This is a genomic window from Guyparkeria sp., assembly GCF_046540515.1.
Lineage (GTDB): Bacteria > Pseudomonadota > Gammaproteobacteria > Halothiobacillales > Halothiobacillaceae > Guyparkeria.
Map to the genome: position 1 here is coordinate 21,918 of NZ_JBKHFB010000008.1, position 20,512 is coordinate 42,429.

18 protein-coding genes are annotated in these 20,512 nt (G+C 67.5%); 8 read left to right on the forward strand and 10 right to left on the reverse strand.

Features of this window, described 5'->3' with window-relative positions; translation table 11 throughout:
• The first annotated feature begins 35 nt into the window (after positions 1-35).
• A complete protein-coding gene (locus ACLFRM_RS01840) occupies positions 36-980 on the forward strand; it encodes a hypothetical protein (protein ID WP_410753938.1) in 945 nt (314 codons plus the stop codon).
• A gap of 15 nt (positions 981-995) precedes the next feature.
• Here the strand turns inward: ACLFRM_RS01840 and ACLFRM_RS01845 are convergent, their stop codons facing one another.
• Genes ACLFRM_RS01845 through thiD form a run of 3 tightly spaced genes read right to left on the reverse strand, consistent with a single transcriptional unit; the run spans position 996 to position 3,455 of the window.
• Positions 996-2,201: an O-succinylhomoserine sulfhydrylase gene (locus ACLFRM_RS01845; protein ID WP_410753939.1), complete on the reverse strand. Its 1,206-nt coding sequence runs from the start codon at positions 2,199-2,201 to the stop codon at positions 996-998.
• A 33-nt stretch (positions 2,202-2,234) separates the two neighbouring features.
• On the reverse strand, positions 2,235-2,582 hold the full coding sequence (locus tag ACLFRM_RS01850; protein ID WP_410753940.1) for a YqcC family protein: 348 nt from the start codon (positions 2,580-2,582) through the stop codon (positions 2,235-2,237).
• Between the two features lie 12 nt (positions 2,583-2,594).
• Positions 2,595-3,455 (reverse strand): bifunctional hydroxymethylpyrimidine kinase/phosphomethylpyrimidine kinase, encoded by an 861-nt coding sequence (gene thiD, locus ACLFRM_RS01855; protein WP_410753941.1) that lies wholly within the window; start codon positions 3,453-3,455, stop codon positions 2,595-2,597.
• 222 nt (positions 3,456-3,677) lie between these two features.
• Between thiD and ACLFRM_RS01860 the strand changes: the two genes are divergently transcribed.
• Complete coding sequence (locus ACLFRM_RS01860; RefSeq protein ID WP_410753942.1) at positions 3,678-5,069, forward strand: YihY/virulence factor BrkB family protein; 1,392 nt, start codon at positions 3,678-3,680, stop codon at positions 5,067-5,069.
• Here ACLFRM_RS01860 and ACLFRM_RS01865 read toward each other — a convergent pair.
• Together ACLFRM_RS01865 and ACLFRM_RS01870 are read right to left on the reverse strand one after the other, a co-directional pair.
• The gene (locus ACLFRM_RS01865; RefSeq protein ID WP_410753943.1) at positions 5,042-5,626 is read right to left on the reverse strand and encodes a cob(I)yrinic acid a,c-diamide adenosyltransferase; all 585 of its coding nucleotides are present in this window, start codon (positions 5,624-5,626) and stop codon (positions 5,042-5,044) included. The two genes, ACLFRM_RS01860 and ACLFRM_RS01865, sit on opposite strands and share 28 nt — an antisense overlap.
• A 12-nt stretch (positions 5,627-5,638) precedes the next feature.
• Complete coding sequence (locus ACLFRM_RS01870) at positions 5,639-6,169, reverse strand: hypothetical protein (RefSeq protein WP_410753945.1); 531 nt, start codon at positions 6,167-6,169, stop codon at positions 5,639-5,641.
• A gap of 124 nt (positions 6,170-6,293) precedes the next feature.
• Here ACLFRM_RS01870 and nth point away from each other — a divergent pair, with 124 nt between their 5' ends.
• From nth to ACLFRM_RS01885, 3 genes are all read left to right on the forward strand, one after another.
• Positions 6,294-6,977 (forward strand): endonuclease III, encoded by a 684-nt coding sequence (gene nth / locus ACLFRM_RS01875; protein WP_410753947.1) that lies wholly within the window; start codon positions 6,294-6,296, stop codon positions 6,975-6,977.
• Between the two features lie 4 nt (positions 6,978-6,981).
• Complete coding sequence (locus ACLFRM_RS01880; protein WP_410753948.1) at positions 6,982-7,413, forward strand: DUF1841 family protein; 432 nt, start codon at positions 6,982-6,984, stop codon at positions 7,411-7,413.
• 88 nt (positions 7,414-7,501) lie between these two features.
• Positions 7,502-9,814, forward strand: a complete 2,313-nt coding sequence (locus tag ACLFRM_RS01885; protein ID WP_410753949.1) for a heavy metal translocating P-type ATPase — start codon at positions 7,502-7,504, stop codon at positions 9,812-9,814.
• Here ACLFRM_RS01885 and ACLFRM_RS01890 read toward each other — a convergent pair.
• Positions 9,811-10,272 carry a YcgN family cysteine cluster protein gene (locus ACLFRM_RS01890; RefSeq protein WP_410753951.1) on the reverse strand — a complete coding sequence of 154 codons (462 nt, stop codon included), beginning with the start codon at positions 10,270-10,272 and terminating at the stop codon, positions 9,811-9,813. The two genes, ACLFRM_RS01885 and ACLFRM_RS01890, sit on opposite strands and share 4 nt — an antisense overlap.
• A 121-nt stretch (positions 10,273-10,393) precedes the next feature.
• Here ACLFRM_RS01890 and ACLFRM_RS01895 point away from each other — a divergent pair, with 121 nt between their 5' ends.
• A complete protein-coding gene (locus ACLFRM_RS01895; protein WP_410753952.1) occupies positions 10,394-12,184 on the forward strand; it encodes a GspE/PulE family protein in 1,791 nt (596 codons plus the stop codon).
• A gap of 9 nt (positions 12,185-12,193) precedes the next feature.
• On the forward strand, positions 12,194-12,445 hold the full coding sequence (locus ACLFRM_RS01900; RefSeq protein WP_410753954.1) for a hypothetical protein: 252 nt from the start codon (positions 12,194-12,196) through the stop codon (positions 12,443-12,445).
• Between the two features lie 12 nt (positions 12,446-12,457).
• Here ACLFRM_RS01900 and cfa read toward each other — a convergent pair whose 3' ends face one another.
• The 4 genes from cfa to ACLFRM_RS01920 form a co-directional block, all read right to left on the reverse strand.
• Entirely contained in the window at positions 12,458-13,621 is a 1,164-nt protein-coding gene (cfa, locus tag ACLFRM_RS01905; RefSeq protein ID WP_410753957.1) for a cyclopropane fatty acyl phospholipid synthase, read from the reverse strand.
• A gap of 110 nt (positions 13,622-13,731) precedes the next feature.
• Positions 13,732-16,272: an EAL domain-containing protein gene (locus ACLFRM_RS01910; RefSeq protein WP_410753959.1), complete on the reverse strand. Its 2,541-nt coding sequence runs from the start codon at positions 16,270-16,272 to the stop codon at positions 13,732-13,734.
• Between the two features lie 232 nt (positions 16,273-16,504).
• Entirely contained in the window at positions 16,505-19,087 is a 2,583-nt protein-coding gene (acnB, locus tag ACLFRM_RS01915) for a bifunctional aconitate hydratase 2/2-methylisocitrate dehydratase (protein ID WP_410753961.1), read from the reverse strand.
• Positions 19,088-19,246: 159 nt separating this feature from the next.
• A complete protein-coding gene (locus ACLFRM_RS01920; protein ID WP_410753963.1) occupies positions 19,247-19,852 on the reverse strand; it encodes an NUDIX domain-containing protein in 606 nt (201 codons plus the stop codon).
• Between the two features lie 329 nt (positions 19,853-20,181).
• Here ACLFRM_RS01920 and ACLFRM_RS01925 point away from each other — a divergent pair, with 329 nt between their 5' ends.
• Positions 20,182-20,481 (forward strand): hypothetical protein, encoded by a 300-nt coding sequence (locus tag ACLFRM_RS01925; RefSeq protein ID WP_410753964.1) that lies wholly within the window; start codon positions 20,182-20,184, stop codon positions 20,479-20,481.
• Positions 20,482-20,512: the final 31 nt, after the last annotated feature.

The following is a 20,512-nucleotide window of genomic DNA, read 5'->3' on the forward strand; positions in this document are numbered from 1 at the left end:
CGCCGACGATTCCAACTGCCGACAGGCCAGCCGACATGCGCCGATCACTCCGTCACCTCTTGCCGACATCCCCATGCCCGACCAGCGGCCGAGCGCCCGTCGCCCTGCTGTCCGCCACGCTCCTGGCGGCAACGTGCGCCACGCCAATCGTCGAGGCATCTGACGAGGCCTGTGCCTCGTCCCACCGTATCGTGATCAGCGAGGCGCAGATCGAACACGAACCCGGTGACGTGATCGGCCTGTCCGCGGCCATCGCCGAGCGAATGACCACCCGGCTCGAGGAGGACGGTCTGCAGGTGGTACGGACCGTTCGGCCGACGCGCAGCAGTGGTCTCGAACCTGCGATGGACGTCTTCGACCGCCATGGCGCAACCTACTTCCTGCGGCTCACGGCACATAACCTGGGTACCGAGGGACGACCCTCCGGCATCGTGCTGCTGCCAGATCGCTATGCCCCCCGCGCCGGGGAGCTGGCCGGCACGCTGGACGACGGCGCGCGCGGGGCGCGTCTGGACAGCTGGAAAATCGATCTCTCGGCGACCAAGGGCAAACCGTTCTCGCCCGAGGTGGCGGCCGATTCGGCACGCTTCTGGGACAGCGACTGGGGACGTTCGCTCGATGCCGCCATCGAGACCCTGGCCGAGGCGGTGCATGAGACCGTGGCCTGCCGCCCGCTGGTCGGCCGGGTCCTGTCGACCGACAGCCGTGGCGACGCCATCGATTTGCGGGTCGACCTGGGCCAGAAAGACGGATTGTCCGCCGACGATCGCCTGATGGTGGTCGAACCGGGCGTCCCCACGGACTGGCTGGGTGTCAATCTCTTGACTCGACCCGACCTCGATACCACGGCCGGACCGATTCGCGAGGCCCGCAACCTCGGCGAGGCCCGCGTGACCTTTCTGGGCGACAACGACGCCACGCTGCGGTACCGGGGAGGACAGTCGGTCGAACGCGGCGACCTGGTGCAGGTCCAGCGTTGAGCCCGCGAACGACCGTCAGTCGATCTGGTCGCCCAACCCGCGCGCCAGGTCGGCGATGATGTCCTGCGGGTCCTCCAGACCGACCGACAACCGGATCAACCCCTCCTCGATGCCCGCCTCGGCGCGCGCCTCGGGACTCAAGCGGCCGTGGGTCGTGCTCGCCGGGTGCGTGATGGTGGTCTTGGTGTCACCGAGGTTCGCGGTGATCGAGAGCATGCGGGTGCGATCGATCACCTCCCAGGCCTTCTCGCGACCACCCTCGACCACGAACGAGACGATCGCCCCGGGTCCGGTCTGCTGCGCGGCGATGATCGCCGCCTGCGGGTGATCCGACAGCCCCGGGAAATGCACCCTGGCGACCCGCTCGTGGGCGACCAGCCAGTCGGCCACCTCGCGGGCATGCCGGCTGTGCGCTTCCATGCGCAGGTTCAGCGTCTCCAGTCCCTTGGCGAAGATCCAGGCGTTGAACGGCGCCATGGTCGGCCCGCAGGTGCGCAGGAAACCGCGCACTTCCTTGCCGACCCGCTCGGCGTCCCCCACCACGGCCCCGCCGATCGCGCGCCCCTGACCGTCGAGGAACTTGGTCGCCGAATGGATCACGATGTCGGCCCCGAGACTCAGGGGCCGCTGCAGCGCAGGGGTGCAGAAACAGTTGTCCACCACCAGTGCGGCACCGTGTGCATGGGCCAGGTCGGCCAGCCGGCGGATGTCGGCGACCTCGGTCAGGGGGTTGGATGGCGTCTCGATGAACAGCAGGCGTGTGCCCCCGTTGACCGCCGCTTCCCATTGCGACCAGTCGGTCAGGTCGACCCAGCGGACCACCAGGCCGAACCTGGCCAGGTACTTGTCGAACAGCACCGTGGTGGTGCCGAAGACCTGCCGGGCGACCACGACCTCGTCACCGGCTTCGCACAACGCCATGACGGTACTCAGGATCGCGGCCATGCCCGAGGCGGTGGCCACGCAATCCTCGCCGCCCTCCATCGCCGCCAGCCGCTCCTCGAAGATGCGCGTGGTGGGATTGGTGAAGCGGGCGTAGATGTTGCCCGGCTCGTCGCCGGCGAAGCGCGCCGCGGCCTGCTCGGCCGACTCGAAGGTGAAGCTCGAGGTGGTGAAGATCGGCTCGCCGTGCTCGCGTTCGGGCGTCGGGTGATGGCCGACGCGAATGGCCTGGGTCGAGAGCGACCAGTCGGGGTCGGGACGGCGGTGCGAATCGGTCATGGGGTATCCGGTCGTGTCGATCGAGCCCAGCGGTCAGCGGGCGTTGAAGAAATGCCAGGCCAGGTTGTCGAACTCGGCGATCGCCGCCAGCAGGCGGTCGGTCTCCTCATCGAGTTCGGCGAACTGGTGTTCGGCCAATGGTGCCATCGAGCAGTTCTCCGGCGGCGTGCCGAACCGTTCGAGCAGTTCGCGCATCTGCGGCAGGAATTTCCACTGCAGCCACTCCTCGAACGCCAGCGTGTCGAAGCAGAACGGATTGGGGCTGGCCAGCGCCTGATCGCTGGGACGCCGATCCGACCAGAGCCCGGCGCGCTGCATCTCGTGCGCGATCCGGTCGAGCTGGCGCAGCATCAAGTCGGTGCTGGGGCGAACGTTCTCCATCAATTCGACTCGTCAGTGCACCCGCGATGAGCCCGGCGGCTCGTCGTTCATGTCCGCCCCGCCCTCGTCGTCGGCCCAGAACAACCGGTGCGGGATCAGCTGGCCGCGACCGATCGCCGCGGCGTGCATCAGCGTCTGGTGGGTGTATTCCAGGCCCTCGTGGATCGCGTTGATCGGGTCGCTGCCCTGGGCGATCAGCCCGGCGATCGCCGAGGAGAGCGTGCAGCCCGAGCCATGGAACTGGCCGGCCAGGCGCTCGTAGACGAAGCGTCGCGGCGGCTCGACGCCATACAGCCAGTTCTCCACCTTCTCTCCCGGCTCGTCACCACCCTTGAGCAGGACGTATTCCGCCCCGAGTGCCGAGAGCATCTGGCCGCGCTGCTCGCGGTCGGCGGCGTCGGGCGCCAGCACGCGGGCTTCGTGGGCATTGGGGGTGACGATGGTCGCCCGCGGGAACAGGTGCTCGACGATCGCCGCGGCGACGGCGTTCTCGGCCAGCGACCCGCCACCGCCGGCAACCAGCACCGGGTCGAGCACCACCGGGATATCCGGGTAGCGCGCCAGTACCGTGGCGACTGCCTCGACCAGCTCGACGGTGCCGAGCATGCCGATCTTGATCGCACCGACCGGCATGTCCTTGAGCACCGCCAGGGCCTGGTCGATGACGAGCTTCGGGTCGCTGGCCACGAAACCGTGCACGTTGACCGTGTCCTGCACCGTCAATGCGGTGATGGCGGTGGCCGGATGCACGCCCTGGCTGACGATCGCCTCGATGTCGGCGTGGATGCCGGCCCCGCCACTCGGGTCGTGCCCGGCAATGGCCAGGACGACCGGGACCTCGGGGGCGTCGGTGAGCGTCGGTGTGGTTTCCATCTGGTGCTAAGCTCCCTCGCAGATAAGGCCGTGGCGGCAACGGCGTCATGATGGCGCCGGGTCGAGCATGATAACGCAGCCGGTCCCACAAGCATTGGCCCGGCATGACGACTCGGGAATCCGGAGCGTCCTCGCGGGACGGCCAGGACGCATGCACGGCACCCGGCGCGGCAACGACGAACCGTTTACCTGCACTCAACCCGACAAGGACCCGGCTGCTCGATGATCCCCTTTACGCCCCGCCAATGGTTCGACACGGTCAAACACTGGATATGGCATGACCGACCGGCCACCCGTCCTGCTCGGGCCGCCCAGCGTCTGACCCGCGCCGTGCTGAGCGTGCTGTCCTCGGCCTCGCGCGGCGACCTGCAGCTCAACGCGATGAGCCTTTCCTACACCACGCTGCTGTCCATGGTGCCGTTGCTGGCGGTGACCTTCTCGGTGCTCAAGGCGTTCGGCTCCGACTCGGTGATCGAGCCGTTCCTGCTCTCGCTGATGGCGCCGCTGGGTGACACGGCCGATGAGCTGACGCTGCGCATCCTCGATTTCGTCGACAATATCCGGGTCGGCGTCCTGGGGGCCGCCGGCATTGCCCTGCTCTTCTTCACCGTCATTGCCCTGATGCAGAAGATCGAACGGGTCTTCAACCGCATCTGGAACGTGCACCAGCTGCGCTCGATGTCGGCCCGTTTCGCCAATTATCTTTCGGTACTGATGGTCGGTCCGGTGCTGGTGATCGCCGCCGGGAGCCTCACGGCCTCGCTGGTGGCCGCGCCCTGGATCAGCGACGTGGCGGAACTCTCGGTGCTGGCCACGGTGCTCAAGTGGCTCGGTTACCTCGTGCCGCTGGCGATCTGGACCGGCGCGTTCGCCTTTCTCTACCTGTTCATCCCCAACACGCGCGTGCGCCCCGGGTCGGCCCTGGTCGGCGGGCTGGTGGCCGCCGTGCTCTGGAACCTGCTGGGTCTTCTGTTCGGCGGCCTGATCGCCGGGTCGACCAGCTACACCGCGGTCTACTCGGCCTTCGCCTCGCTGGTGCTGTTCCTGGTCTGGCTGCAGATCGCCTGGATGATCGTGCTGGTGGGCGCGGGCATCAGCTACGCCTGGCAGCACAGCGACCGCCTGACCCTGGGCAAGCCCGCCCCCGCCCATCCGGCAACGCGCCTGGCGACGGCGATCGTGCTGCTCGACGAGATCGAGCGCCGCTTCGAGGCCGGCAAGGCCCCGCCCGACCGGGACCACCTGGCCGAACGGATCGCCCCCTACCCCGAGCTGGCCCCGATCTGGATCGATCCGTTGCTGGAAAAGCTGGTCGAGGCCGAACTGCTGCGCATTACCGAACCGGCGGACAATACCTGTTTCCTGCCGGCGCGGCCGGGCGAACGCATTACGCTGGCCGAGGTGGAACGGGCGATCGAGGGCGGCTCGCCCCGGCTGCCCGGGGCACTGATCCGTGCAATCCCGGCGCTGGGGCGATTCGCCGAACGCCATCGCCATTGGGAAAAGACGCTCGAGGACACGACGCTGACCGCAGTGAGACCCGGCACGGAGGCGACGTTGGCCCGGGACGAAGAGAAACACAGGGATCAGCCCGGAGAAGATCCCCGCCAGTAGACCGTGTGCTCACCGTCGGGATCGAGCCGGCGCGCGAACACGAACCAGGCATCGGAAAGCCGGTTGAGATAGGTGGCCAGCGCGGCGCGGTCAATGGACCCGCCTGCCTCTCGAGACCACGCCCAGGCCAGCCGCTCGACCCGCCGGGTCGCCGTTCGCGCCAGATGCGCCCGCGCCATCGCCTCGCTCCCGCCGGGCAGGATGAACTCCTTGAGCGGCGGCAGGTCGCTGTTGGCCTTCTCGATCCACCCGTCGAGCCGCTCGAGCGACGGCAACTGGCCCGCCGCGGCCATCTCGCCCATGGCGACGAAGCCACCCAGGTCGAACACGGCATGCTGCTGCTCGCGGACGAAGGCAAGCATTGCCGGGCTGTCCGTCAGCGACACCGCCAGCGAGCCCAGGCGGGCATTGAGCTCGTCGAGCTCGCCGAGCAGATCGATGGCGAGAGAATCCTTGGCCAGGCGCGTCCCGTCGGCCAGACCCGTCTCGCCCCGGTCACCGCTGCGCGTCACCACGCGGGACAGGCGATCATGTGGCGGTTTCCGACGGTCGCCCATGCGAACCTCCGCTCAGCCGGCCTGCGCTTCGCTGCCGGGCACGTCGGTGGGAAAGTCGACCGGTCGACCCGCCAGCGCCCGCAGCGCGAAGGCGAGGATCGCGACCACGCCGTAGGAGAGCCCGGCCACGACGCCGAGATCCACGATCCCGTGCCAGGGCTGCGGCAACAGGCTGACCAGCAGCACCAGGGCCACCACGCCAGCGGTCACCGAGAAGGTCACGATCCGCCGCTTTCTGGTCGCATGGATGAACCCCATGCAGTACAACGGCGCCAGCGCCACGTGCCACCAGACCGGGTGACGCGACAGGTATCCGGCACGGGCGACCACCCGGGGGGAGAACCCCTTCTGGAAGCCCTTGTAGCCCTCGCCGTAGACCATGAACACCATCCAGCCGACGAAGAATACCCAGTGCCACCACGCCCACGGCGCGGCCCAGGCCTCCAACGCGTAGAAGGAGAGCCGGTAGATCGCCCAGAGCAGCAGCGCACAAAGACCCAGCACGCCCCAGACCGCTCCGATGACACCCAGTTGCTTGTTCACGGTCGAGAGATCCTCCGATCGACGCCGGGTGGCGAAAACACACTCGGCCGCCCCGGTTCTTTGACAGGGCCGCGGAGTTTATCATGGGCGGCTGTTCCGAAATTCCCATGCGACCCCTGACCTCATGAACCCCCGCACCCGCCGCGAGATGTTCGCCCGTTTCCAGCGCCAGCGCCCCGAGCCGACCACCGAGCTCGAATACCGCACGCCCTTCGAGCTCCTGGTGGCGGTGGTCCTCTCCGCCCAGGCGACCGACGCCGGGGTGAACAAGGCGACCCGGCCGCTGTTCGAACGGGCCAACACCCCGCAGGCGATCCTCGACCTGGGGCTCGACAAACTGACCGAGTCGATCCGCACCATCGGGCTTTACAAGACCAAGGCGAAGAACGTCTTCGCCCTGTGCCGCCAGCTGATCGACAAGCACGATGGCGAGGTGCCCGCCGACCGCGAGGCGCTCGAGGCCCTGCCCGGCGTGGGCCGCAAGACCGCCAACGTGGTGTTGAACACCGTCTTCCGCCAGCCGACCATGGCGGTCGACACCCACATCTTCCGCGTCGCCAACCGCACCGGGCTGGCCAGGGGCAAGACCGTACGCGCCGTGGAGGAGAAGCTGCTCAAGGTCATCCCTAAGGAATACCGACTCGACGCCCACCACTGGCTGATCCTCCACGGGCGCTATGTCTGCAAGGCGCGAAAACCCGACTGCGGGGCGTGCATCGTCTGCGACCTGTGCGACTTTCGCGACAAGACCGAGGACTGCAGCCCTGAGCTGATCGCCCGTTACGCCACCGAATCCATCGAGGCCTGAACCCATGTACTCCAGCGACCGACGCCGCATGCGCCAGCCGTTCATCGACGCCTGGGAAAAGGGCAAGGCGAGAAAGCCGCTCGCCCCGATCGAGCAGATGATCTTCGACGTGATCCGCGACCACCCCGAGTATCACTCGCTGCTCGACCAGCCCGAGTTCGCCCTGGAGGCCGACTGGCCGCCGGAGATGGGCGTGACCAATCCCTTCCTGCACATGAGCATGCACCTCTCCCTGCGCGAGATGGTGCAGACCGACCGCCCGGCCGGCATCCGCTCGGTGCACTCGGAACTCTCCCTGAAAAAGGCCGATCCGCTCGAGGCCGAACACGAGATGATCGACTGTCTCGGCGAGGCCCTCTGGCAGGCCCAGCAGAACGGCCAGCCACCCGACGAGGCCGCCCTGATGACCTGCCTCAAGGACAAGCTCAAACGCTGAGTGCCGCCTCGCCGCGTGGTCACCCAGGGCGGTTTGCGTCTAGTCTGGAACGAGACAGCCGTCTCACATCCAGTCGAGGTAGACCCCGATGAGCGAGTCGACAGACCAACGTAGCGAACCCATCACCGATCCGGTCTGCGGCATGCAGGTCGACCCGGCGACGAGCGAGCATCGCAGCGAATACGACGGCGAGACCTACCACTTCTGCTCATCCGGATGCCGCGAGCGCTTCGACGAGGACCCCGAACGGTACCTGTCCGGGGAGGCCGCGGCGGAGGACGCCGACCCGGCGGCCATCCATACCTGCCCGATGCACCCCGAGATCCGCCAGCAGGGCCCGGGCAGCTGCCCGATCTGCGGCATGGCACTGGAGCCGGAAACGATCGGTCGTGATGACGGCCCCAACCCGGAGCTGGCCGAGATGACCCGGCGGTTCTGGATCGGCGCGGCACTGACCCTGCCGTTGTTCCTGATCGCCATGGGCGGGCATTTGTTCGGCATCGATCGCTGGATCGCCCCCCAGGCGAATCACTGGATCCAGCTGCTGCTGGCCACCCCCGTGGTCCTGTGGGCCGGCAAGCCGTTCTTCGTCCGGGGCTGGCGATCGGTGGTCGACCGCCAGCTCAACATGTTCACCCTGATCGCGCTGGGCACCGGGGTGGCCTGGGCCTACAGCCTGATCGCCACCGTCGCCCCCGGCCTCTTCCCCGATGCCTTCCGCCAGTCCGACGGCTCGGTGGCCGTCTATTTCGAGGCCGCGGCGATGATCACGGTGCTGGTCCTGCTCGGCCAGGTGCTGGAACTGCGCGCCCGGGAAAAGACCTCGGGGGCCATCCGCGCCCTGCTCGACCTGGCGCCGACCACCGCCCGGCGGATCGGCGAGCAGGGCGAGGAGGAGGTCTCGCTCGACGAGGTCGAGATCGGCGACCGGTTGCGCGTACGCCCCGGCGACCGCGTCCCGCTCGACGGCGAGATCCTGGAGGGGCGTTCCAATATCGACGAGTCGATGATCACCGGCGAGCCGATGGCAGTCGCAAGAAAGCCGGGCGACACCGTCATCGGCGGCAGCATCAATGGCCGGGGCAGCTTCGTGATGCGCGCCGACAAGGTCGGGCGCGACACCATGCTCGCGCAGATCGTGCAGATGGTGGCCAAGGCCCAGCGCAGCCGCGCGCCGATCCAGGGGCTGGCCGATCGCGTGGCCGCCTGGTTCGTGCCCAGCGTCATCGCCGCGGCCGCGGTGGCCTTCGTCATCTGGTCGGTCGTCGGCCCCGAACCGCCCATGGCCTACGCCCTGATCGCGGCGGTGAGCGTGCTGATCATCGCCTGTCCCTGTGCGTTGGGCCTGGCCACGCCGATGTCGATCATGGTGGGTGTCGGCCGCGGTGCACGCGCCGGCGTGTTGATCCGTGACGCCGAATCCCTGCAACGGCTCGAGCAGGTCGACACGGTGGTAATCGACAAGACCGGCACGCTCACCGAGGGACGGCCCCGCCTGACCCGCATCCGGGCGGGCGACGAGACCGATGAAGACGAGTTGCTGCGCCTGGTGGCCGGGCTCGAACAGGGCAGCGAGCACCCGCTGGCCGAGGCGATCGTGGCCGAGGCGCGCGAACGGCAGCTGGACCTGCCCGACGCCGAGGATTTCGATGCCGAGAACGGCAAGGGCGTGACCGGCCGGATCGACGATCGGACGGTGCTGGTAGGCAATCAGCGGCTGCTGGACGACCGCGGCGTGGATGTCGGAGCATGGGGGGACACGGCGGAATCGTGGCGCGAGGACGGGGCCACGGTGATCTTCGTCGCCATCGACGGCCAGACCGCCGGCCTGCTGGCGATCGCCGATCCGATTCGCGAGTCGAGCGCCGATGCCGTTCACAGCCTGCAGCAGGCCGGGCTCGAGGTGGTAATGCTCACCGGTGACTCGAAGGCTACCGCCCAGGCCGTCGCCCGCCAGATCGGGATCGACCAGGTGCGCGCCAATGTCCTGCCGGAGGGCAAGAGCGAGGTGATCGAGCAGATGCGCGCCGACGGACGGGTAGTCGCCATGGCCGGCGACGGGGTCAACGATGCCCCGGCACTGGCCGCCGCCGATGTCGGCATCGCCATGGGCAGCGGCACGGACGTGGCGATCGAGAGCGCCGGAATCACGTTGTTGCGCGGCGATCTCGACGGGCTGGTGCAGGCCCATCGCCTGTCGAGGGCCACCATGCGCAACATCCGCCAGAACCTGTTCTTCGCCTTCGCCTACAACACGGCGGGAATCCCGATCGCCGCGGGTCTGCTCTACCCGGTCTTCGGCGTGCTGCTCTCGCCGATCATCGCCGCGGCGGCGATGTCGTTCTCCTCGGTCAGCGTGATCGCCAACGCCCTGCGGCTGCGGATGGCCCGACTCGACTAATCGCTTTCCTCGAGCGGCCACTCCACGACATGCGCCTCCCAGTCGATCGCGTCCCGGTCGGCCGTCTCGGCGATCACCGCACGACCGGCGACCGAGTAGCCGCTTTTCACGGTGCTGGCCGGGTCACCGGTGACCAATGGGTGCCACGGCGGCAGGTCACGCCCCTCGGCGACACGGCGGTAGGCGCAGGTAGGCGGCAGCCAATCGAATTCCGCGACGTCCTCGGGGCGCAGCCAGACGCAGCCGGGCACGCGGGTCTGGCGGTTGAGGTAATCCGTGCATTGGCAGGTGCCGGCGTCCAGCAGGTGGCAGGCCACGTCCGTGTAGAAGACGTCGCCGCTCTCGTCTTCCACCTTCTCGAGACAGCACTTGGCACAGCCGTCACAGAGGGATTCCCATTCGCTAGCGGTCATCTCGGCAAGGCGCTTCTCGCGCCAGAATGGCTGGTTTTCGCTCATGGACGGACCGGTCCGGTGCTGGTAGACAGGAGGCGTGGCAGCCTATCACGACGAGAATCGGGGCCTGCGGACAGGCCCGACGATATGCGATGATTCGCCTATCAGGTGAAGAGGAAACACGATGACGGAAGCGGCTTACGGTATGCCGGTGATACGCATTGGCAGCGAGACGGACATCAACCAGGCACTGCATTCGGCGCGCAACGCACGAGTACAGCGTCTGGGCGAAGTCCTGGTGCAACGCGGGGCACTGAGCCGTGAGGCACTGGAAAGCGCGCTGGAATCGCTGCGCCACCAGCCGTCCACCCACCTGGGTGACTGGCTGGTCGAGCGCAAGATCATCTCCGCCGAGCAACTCGAGCAGGCACTCTGCTCGCAACTGGGCATCCCGCAAGTCAACCTCGGCGGATTCATGCCACCGCCGGAAGTCGCCGCGCTGATCCCCTACGAGATGGCGCTGCGCCTGAACGTGCTGCCGCTGGCCCGTCGCAACTCGGTATTGGTGGTCGCCTCGGCGCGACCGACCGACCAGGAACTGCTCTCGATCCTGCGCTTCTATACGGGGCTCGGCATCGAGCCGGTACTCGCCTCGGCCCACCAGATCGCCAGCGGGATCAACCGTGCCTACCGCGTGGAATCGATCGGCGAGGATCGCGAGGCGTTCCTGCGCCACGAAAGTGAGGAAGCCGCCGCCCGGGAGCGCGAACCGGAAATCGAGAGCGAGGCCACCAGCGGACCGGTGGTCAAGATGGTCAACACCCTGCTGATGCAGGCGATCAGCCGCGGTGCCTCGGACATCCACTTCCTGCCGCGCCGCGAGAACGTGCTGGTGCGCTTCCGCCTCGACGGCGCCCTGCAGACGGTCCGCTCGATCGAGAAGGCCCAGCTCGCCGCCGTGGTCGCGCGCATCAAGATACTCGGCCGCATGAACATCGCCGAACACCGGCTGCCACAGGACGGACACGCCCGCGTGCACATGGGCAAGCAGGAAGTGGACCTGCGCATTTCGGTGATGCCCACGTTCAACGGCGAGAGCGTGGTCATCCGCATCCTGAACAAGAACATGGGGTTGAAGCCCCTCGACGCGCTGGGCTTCTCCAAGGACGACGAACGCACCATCCGCAACCTGCTCGCCCGCGCCCAGGGGATGATCCTGGTGACCGGACCGACCGGTTCGGGCAAGACCACCACGCTCTACTCGCTGCTCCAGGAAGTGAAGGCCGGCGACCCGCACATCATCACCGTCGAGGACCCGGTCGAGTACGACATGGACGGCATCGACCAGGTGCAGGTCCACGCCGGCATCGGCTACACCTTCGGCCGGGCGCTGCGCAACATACTGCGCCACGACCCGGACGTGATCATGATCGGCGAGATGCGGGACCTGGAGACCGCCGAGAGTGGCGTGAAGGCCGCCCTGACCGGACACCTCGTGTTCTCCACGCTGCACACCAACGACGCCCCCAGCGCGGTCACCCGTCTGGTCGACATGGGCGTGCCGCCCTATCTCGTCAGCTCGACGGTCATGGGCGTGCTCGCCCAGCGACTGGTGCGCATCCTGTGCTCGCACTGCAAGACGAAGCACCGGCCCGAACCGCTGGTCTGCGAGACCATGGGCGTGGACCGGGACGAGAGCTTCTGGCACTCGACCGGCTGCGATCACTGCGACCAGACCGGCTACGTCGGCCGCACCATGGCCTACGAGTTGATCGTGGTCGACCGGGACATGGCCAATCGCATCGCCCGCGGCATCACCACCGAGGAACTGCGCCAGCTGGCCGTGGACAAGGGCATGCGCACGCTAACCCGACACGCCCTGGAAATGGCGCGGGCGGGCATCACCTCGCTAGAGGAGGCCTACCGCGTGCGCCTCGAGGACCTGGGCGGCCCCGAGAACATCCACGGTCAATAGGACGCACGCATGGACCTGTTGCTGATCGTCCTGGTGGCCGTGGCCGTGCTGTTGCTCGCGTTGCGCGATCGACGCAGGCGCAGCAACGCAGCGCGGCCAGCCACCGCCCGCGCAACGCCGCTGCCACCGCGCCGGGCGGGCTGGTCGTTCTCGCGCCACCCGCGCGAGGACTGGCGCTATTGGCGCGACCTGGCGATTCTGATCGCCCTGGTGCTGGTGTTGCTGATCGCGATGGTGGTGATCGGCGCGCGCAACGGCTGAACCGGCGCGCGGTCAGACCGGGCGACGATAGCCGCCACGGGCGCCAGTGGGCGAGAGCACGAACTGCCACAGCTGGATCTGGCGAGCACGAAAGCCCCCGGCACAGGACTGCAGATAGTATTTCCACATCCGGCCGAACGTCTCGCCGTACTTCTCGCGCCACTTCGGCCAGGCCCGCTCGAAATTCTCGTACCAGGCCATCAGAGTACGGTCGTAGTCGGCGCCGAAGTTGTGGATGTCCTCGACCACGAACCTTCCCTCGCAGACGTCGAGGACCTGCTGCATGGCGGGCAACTCGCCGTTGGGGAAAATGTACTTGCTCACCCACGGGTCGGGGGGTGACCCCTCGCGGTTGGTGCCGATCGTGTGCAGCAGAAAAAGCCCGTCGGGCTTGAGGCAGCGACGGGCGACTTGCATGTATTCGTCGTAGTTGTGCCGACCGACGTGTTCGAACATGCCCACCGACACGACGTGATCGAAGGGCTCGTCGATGTCGCGATAGTCCATCAGGCGGAATTCGACCGGCAGGTCGCCGGCCAGCTCGCGACCCAGCGCGGTCTGCTCCTTCGAGACCGTCAGCCCCACGCACTCCACGCCGTAGTGCTCGGCAGCAAAGATCATGAAACTGCCCCAGCCGCAGCCGATGTCGAGCACTCGCTGGCCGGGTTTCAGGTCGAGCTTGCGGCAGATGATGTCGAGCTTGTGCTCCTGGGCGTCGGCGAGTGTCTCCGCGCCGTCGCCCCAGAACCCGCAGGTGTAGGTCATGCGGGGATCGAGCATGTCGCGATAGAAGTCGTTGCCGAGATCATAGTGTCGCTCACCCACCTCCCAGCAACGCGAACGCGTCTGGCAATTGAGCAGGCGCGCCTTGAGCGCCGGCAGCCACAGGCGCGGGGAGCGCCCTACCTCGCGTACCAGATCGGCACGCAGCACGCGGTCGACGAACTCGTCGACCCGATCGATCTCCACCCAGCCGGCCATGAAGGACTCGCCCAGGCCGAGATTGCCCCAGCCCAGGATGCGGTCGACGGCACGCGGGTCGCGGACCCGGATGTCCCAGGGGCGGTCACCGTCGAGCCGGACATCCGCCCGCTGCAGCAACTGCGCAAACCGGGAATCCGGCGCGATCACGTGATCGTCCGCCGGCTCCACCTCCATGGTCATTCGTCTGCTCATCGAGCACCTCCCTGACTACATGAGTCATGCCTGCCTGGATGCACGTGACGGGAAGCGAGCCCGGACGATTGCATCTCAAGAAAGCAACATAGCCCGCCGTTGACGGTTTTTCAACGCGCTCGATCGGCCTTTTCCAGCCCCCAGAGCCGGGCGAATTCCTCGGCCGAGGTCGGGCGCCCGTGATGGTAGCCCTGTTGCAGATCCGCCCCCAGTTCGGCCAGGAGACGGGCCTGCTCGGCGGTCTCGACTCCCTCGGCGATCACCCGCAGGCGCAGGTTGTGCGCAAGGGCGATTGTCGCCGAGACGATCGCGCGGGCATCGGCACTGATCATCATGTCGGCGGTAAAGCCGCGATCGATCTTCAGGCAATCCAGCGGGAAGCGCCGCAGGTAGGCGAGCGAGGAATACCCCGTACCGAAGTCGTCGATGGAGAAACGAAAGCCCGCCGTGCGGAGTCCCATCATGGTCGCCACATGCGCGTCGACGTCCTGCATCAGGGCCGTCTCGGTGATCTCCAGCGTCAACGTCGTGCCGGGCACGCCCACGGCCTCGCAGGCGGCGACCAGCGAACGCGCGAGTTCCGGGTCGGCAAACTGACGTGCCGACAGGTTGACCGAGATCTTGACCCGACCGTCCCAGCGCGCCGCCTGCCGCGCGGCCTCGCGCACCACCTGATCGCCGATCGGCAGGATCAGGCCGGTCTCCTCGGCCAGCGGGATGAACTCGCCCGGGCCGACCGCGCCCCATTCGGGGTGATGCCAGCGCAGCAAGGCCTCTGCACCCACCAGCTGGCCCGACTCGTCGACCACCGGCTGGTAGTGCAGCCGGAACTGCTCTTGCTCGATGGCCTGACGCAGGCCGGTCTCCAGATCGAGCCGGCGCCGGGCAGCCTCGTTCATGGCGGGCGTGAACAGGCTGTAGGTGTTGCGCCCGCTCTGCTTGGCCCGGTACATCGCGATATCGGCGTGCTTGAGCAGGCTCTCGCTGTCCATGCCGTCGTCGGGATAGAGCGCCACGCCGACCGAGCAGCCGATCACCAGTTCGCGTCCCTCGAGCACCACGGGCCGACTGAGTGAATCGATGATCCGCCGGGCGATGTCCGCCACCGGCTGAAAATCCTCGATATCCGGCAACAGCGCGAGGAACTCGTCGCCACCCGTGCGGGCCACCGAATCGTCCTCGCGCAGGCAATCGGTCAGCTTGCCCGCCACCACCTCGAGCAGTTGATCGCCGACGGCGTGGCCGAGGGTATCGTTGATCTTCTTGAAGTGGTCGAGGTCGATGAACAGCACCGCCAGGCGCCCGCCGCTGCGGTGAGCGTGCGCGATGGCCAGATCGAGCCGGTCGTGGAACAGGCGCCGGTTGGGTAGTCCGGTCAGGGCGTCGTAGTAGGCCAGGTGCCGGATCTGGCGCTCGTTCTCCTTGAGCTCGGTGATGTCGGAGAACAGCGCGGCGTAATGCGTGACCTCGCCGTCCTCGTCGGTGATCGCCTTGATGGTGAGCAGCTCCGGGTAGATCTCGCCGTTCTTGCGCCGGTTCCAGATCTCTCCGCGCCACTGCCCCTCGCGCGACAGGGTCGCCCACATCCGGTCGTAGAAGGCCTTGTCGTGACGGCCGGATTGCAGCACGGCCGGCGACTTGCCGATCACCTCGTCGGGCAGATAGCCGGTCAGGTCGGTGAAAGCCGGGTTGACCCGCATGATGCGGCCGGAGGCATCGGTGATCATGATCCCCTCGAGCGAGGTCTGGATCACCTTCTCGGCCAGCTGCAGGTTGCGCTGGGAACTCGCCAGCGCCGAGTCGCGCGCTTCCAGCGCCGTGCGCAGTTCGTCGACGTAGGCCAGCTCGATACCCGACAGCAGGTCGGCGAAGCTGACCAGTCCCTCGACCTGACCGTCGCGCTCGACCCCGATGTGCCGCACGCCGCGCTCGTTCATCATGTTGCGCACATGGAAGAGGCTTGCATCCGCGGGCACCGTGAACAGGGCGCGAGTGCATACCCCACCCACGGCGGTATCTCCGTGGCGTTCCGCGATCAACCCGATCAGGTCACGCTCGGTCAGGATGCCGCGCCCGCCGTCGTCGAGCACGACGAGCACCGCGTCCACCCGCGCCTCGCGCATGCGCCGCGACACCATCGAGAGCGTGTCCGACTCCTGCACCTCGATGCTCTCGTGGCCGACGAGCGTGCCCACCGTCCGGAAATGCAGGTAGTGCTCGATGCCCTGGTTGAGCACCACGTCGGTCAGCGAAATGATGCCGCGCAGGCGGCGATCGCCTCCCTTGCCGTTCTTCTGGGCCTCGTCCCCCTCGCAGACCAGCAGATGGCGGATATGGCGCTCGCGAAACAGGTGCGCCGCATCGGTAAGTGTTGCCGTCGAGGGAATCGAGCGCACCGGCGCACTCATCACCGTGTCCACTCGCTGATCGAACACCGCTGGTGACGACAGGTCGAGTGCCAGGGCATCGTGCTCGGTCCAGATGCCGACCGGTCCACTGTCGTCCGTCACCACGATCGAACTCACCCCGGCGACACGCATGCGGCCGGCCGCCTCGAACACGGGTGTCTCCGGCGGGCAAACCAGCACCTCGCGGTCGGGTGGCAGGATGTCGGCGATTATCGGATCGAAATCGAGTCGGCTGGCGTTCACGGGAAACCTGTCGTTGCTGGGGCGTTGGGCGGATGGATCCTCAACGGAATCCGCCGTTCCATGGCATGACGGGTCGGGGTGGGCATCACGAAACGGCGGCGCCGGATCGCTCCCCAACCCCTCTTCACGAGGAGCACGGAACGCCCGGCGCGTATCGGCGATACGAAATCACGGCCCCGCTCGACCCGTCGGACCGGGTCCGGGGGCGGGACCGCTCGCATCTCACCCACCGTCAGGCGGTGACTACCGGGATGTCCTTGAGCATCTGCAGTCCCCTGGTGGCCTCTTCCTGGTACTCCTCGATCTCGTTGAAGTTGAGATAGCGGTAGATGTCCGCGGACATCGTGGCCAGGTGGGCCACGTGTTGCTGGTACTCCTCGACCGACGGCAGCTTGCCGAGGATCGCGGTGACCGCCGAGAGCTCGGCCGAGCCGAGGTAGACGCGCGCGTCCTTGCCCATGCGGTTGGGGAAGTTGCGGGTCGAGGTCGACATGACGGTCGCGCCGTCGGCCACGCGCGCCTGGTTGCCCATGCACAGCGAGCAGCCGGGCATCTCGACCCGGGCGCCGGCCCGGCCGAAGACGTTGTAGTAGCCCTCCTCGGTCAGCTGGTGCTGGTCCATGCGGGTCGGCGGCGCGATCCACAGGCGGGTCGGCACCGAGCCACCGTGGGATTCGAGTACCTTGCCGGCCGCGCGGTAGTGGCCGATGTTGGTCATGCACGAGCCGATGAACACTTCCTGGACCTCGTCGCCGGCCACCTCGGACAGCGGCTTGATGTCGTCCGGATCGTTCGGGCAGGCCAGCAGCGGTTCCTTGATCTCGGCCAGATCGATCTCGATGACCTCGGCGTACTCGGCATCGGCGTCCGGCTCGAGCAGTTCGGGGTTGTCGAGCCATTCCTGCATCGCCTCGATGCGGCGGCCCAGGGTGCGCTTGTCCTCGTAGCCCTGGCTGATCATCCACTCGAGCAGGGTGATGTTGCTCTTGAGGAATTCCTTGATCGGCTCGGGGCCGAGACGCACGGTGCAGCCGTTGGCCGAGCGCTCGGCCGAGGCATCGGCGAACTCGAACGCCTGCTCGACCTTGAGGTCCGGCAGCCCCTCGATCTCGAGCACGCGGCCGTTGAAGACGTTCTTCTTGCCCTTCTTCTCGACGGTCAGCTGGCCGTTCTGGATCGCCTGGTAGGGAATGGCGTTGACCAGGTCGCGCAGGGTGATGCCCGGCTGCATCTTGCCCTTGAAGCGCACCAGCACCGACTCCGGCATGTCCAGCGGCATCACGCCCAGCGCGGCGGCGAAGGCCACCAGGCCGGAGCCGGCCGGGAAGGAGATCCCCAGCGGGAAGCGGGTGTGCGAGTCACCGCCGGTACCGACGGTGTCCGGCAGGATCATGCGGTTGAGCCAGGAGTGGATCACCCCGTCACCGGCGCGCAGCGAGACGCCGCCGCGGGTGGAGATGAACTCCGGCAGCTCGTGCTGCAGCGCGATGTCCACCGGACGCGGGTAGGCCGCGGTGTGGCAGAACGACTGCATGACGAGATCCGCGGAGAAGCCCAGGCAGGCCAGCTCCTTGAGCTCGTCGCGGGTCATCGCGCCGGTGGTGTCCTGGCTGCCCACGGTGGCCATGCGCGGCTCGCAGTAGGTGCCGGGACGCACACCCTCGACGCCACAGGCCCGGCCGACCATCTTCTGCGCGAGCGTGAAGCCGCGGCCGGTGTCCTCCGGCTGCTCGGCGCGCAGGAACTCGTCGGACGGTTCCATCTTGAGCGCTTCGCGCGCCTTGCCGGTCAGGCCGCGGCCGACGATCAGCGGGATGCGCCCACCGGCGCGCACCTCGTCGGGCAGCGTGCTCGGGCGCATGTCGAAGGTGGTGATCACCTCGCCGTTCTTGAGGATCTCTCCCTTGAACGGGCGGATGGTGAGCACATCACCCGTCTCCATCTGGTCGACGTCGCACTCGATCGGGAAGGCGCCGGAATCCTCGGCGGTGTTGAAGAAGATCGGCGCGATCTTGCCGCCGAGCACCACCCCGCCGGTGCGCTTGTTGGGCACGTGCGGGATGTCGCGGCCGATGTGCCACTGGACCGAGTTGATCGCCGACTTGCGCGAGGAACCGGTGCCGACCACGTCGCCCACGTAGGCGATCTTGTGGCCGGTCTCCTTGAGCTCCTTGATGGTGTCCAGCGCCTCGGGCATCTTCGATTGCAGCATCGAACAGGCATGCAACGGGATGTCCGGGCGGCTCCAGGCCTCCTGGGCCGGGGAGAGGTCGTCGGTGTTGGTCTCGCCCGGCACCTTGAGGACGACCACCTGGATCTCCTCCTCCAGCGCCGGCCTGGCCTTGAACCACTCGGCGTTCGCCCAGGACTCGAGCACCCGACCGGCGTTCGCGCTGCCCTCGCGGTACTTGTCCTCGACGTCGCGGAAGGCGTCGTAGACCATCACGAGCTTCGAGAGCGCCTTGACCGCGTCGTCGCCAACCGTCGCGTCATCGAGCAGCTCGATCAGCGGGTCGACGTTGTAGCCGCCCATCATGGTGCCCAGCAGCTCGACCGCCTCGTGCCGGTCGATCAGCGGCGATTCGGCCGTGCCCTTGGCCACGTCGGCGAGGAAGGCGGCCTTGACGTAGGCGGCCTTGTCCACCCCCGGCGGCACGCGCTGGGAGAGCAGGTACTTGAGCTCGTCGCCGTCGACGTCCGCCGGCGGGTTCTTGATCAGGTCGATCAGCTCGGCGGTCTGCTCGGCATTCAACGCCAGCGGCGGAATGTCCTGCTCGGCACGTTCGGCCTTGTGTTCGCGGTAGGCTTCAAGCATGGGTGGTCCTCAACGGCTTGTAGTCATGAATTCGGGGAGCGCGCTTGGTCGCACGGTTCGGGCTCCGCGTGTTTCGAGCCGGCCCGACCGGCCGATCGCAATGAATCGAAGACGCGGGATTCTATCAAATCCGGCGCCTTCCTTCGGCCGGATCACACCTCAGAGCCTTCCCGCCAGCCGCAAGCGGTCCAGCCAGAGCAAGGCAATGACCGGCGCGGCGGCCACGATCCGCCCGGCCTCGACGTCGGCGAGCGCCTGCTCGATCGGCACCACGCGCACCCGAATGTCCTCGTGCTCGTGGTCGAGGCCGAACCGCCCGTCGACCAGCCCGTCGCCGTCGCGATCGATCTGGCCGGTATCAACGCGGGCCAGGAACAGGTAGATGCTCTCGGTGGTTCCGCCGGGGCTGACCCAGTAGCGGGTCAGCGGGTAGAGCTCGTCGACGGCCAGCCCCGCCTCCTCGTCGGACTCGCGGCGGGCGACGTCCTCGGCCGACTCGCCCGGCTCGATCATCCCGGCGACGATCTCGGCCAGCCACGGTCCGGTGGGCGCATCCAGCGCGCCGGGTCGGAACTGCTCGATCAGCACCACCTCGCCGCGTTCCGGGTCGTAGGGCAACACCGCCACGGCATGCCCGCGCTCGAAGATCTCGCGCTCGATCGGCTCCGACCAGCTGCCATCGAAGTGCTCGTAACGCAGCCGGTAACGCTGCAGGGAGAAAAAGCCGCGATACAGGGTATCGTTGGCCAAGAGATCGAAACGCATCGGGGGTGGCTCCTGCTACCATCGTCAAGTTGATTCGGGACTGTCCCCGGCACCTTGCGCTCCCGGGATCTCCCGGATCGCTCAAGTCGCCCTGGTTCACCCCGGGCCGGGGCCGGGGACGGGCGGACAGACTCCTGGATCAGGAAACTCGGCAGGAATCCGAAGTCCAATTCCCATCGGGTTTTCTTCAAGTGAAGGTCTGCACGAACCCGATACCGCCCTGCACGCCTTGATCACGAACGACTGGCCAGGCCAGAGTGGCATCGGATTCGTGCAGACCTTCCCAAGCTTACATTCCGGCGAGCACGCTCGCCCGACAGGCGGATGCCATGAACGCGATTCTCACCCTGCTCGAGCCCCTGATCGGTCGCGAAATCCAGATCGGCGACCAGCGCGGCACGGTGATAGAGATCCACGACGAACCACCATCCCTGATCCTGCGGGCCGAGGGCAGCCCCGACGCCTTCCAGGTGGACTACCACGGCCGGCCGCGCTCGATGACCCAGCCGACCTGGACCCAGCCGATCACCGGCGAGTCCGGACGGGGCCTGCATCCCGACCTGCAACGCCAGCTACCCCGGGAAACCGCTGTCGCCCTGGACGATTTCATCAAGTCGCGGCAAGGGTAGACCCCGCTACACCACACCATCCACCCTGACA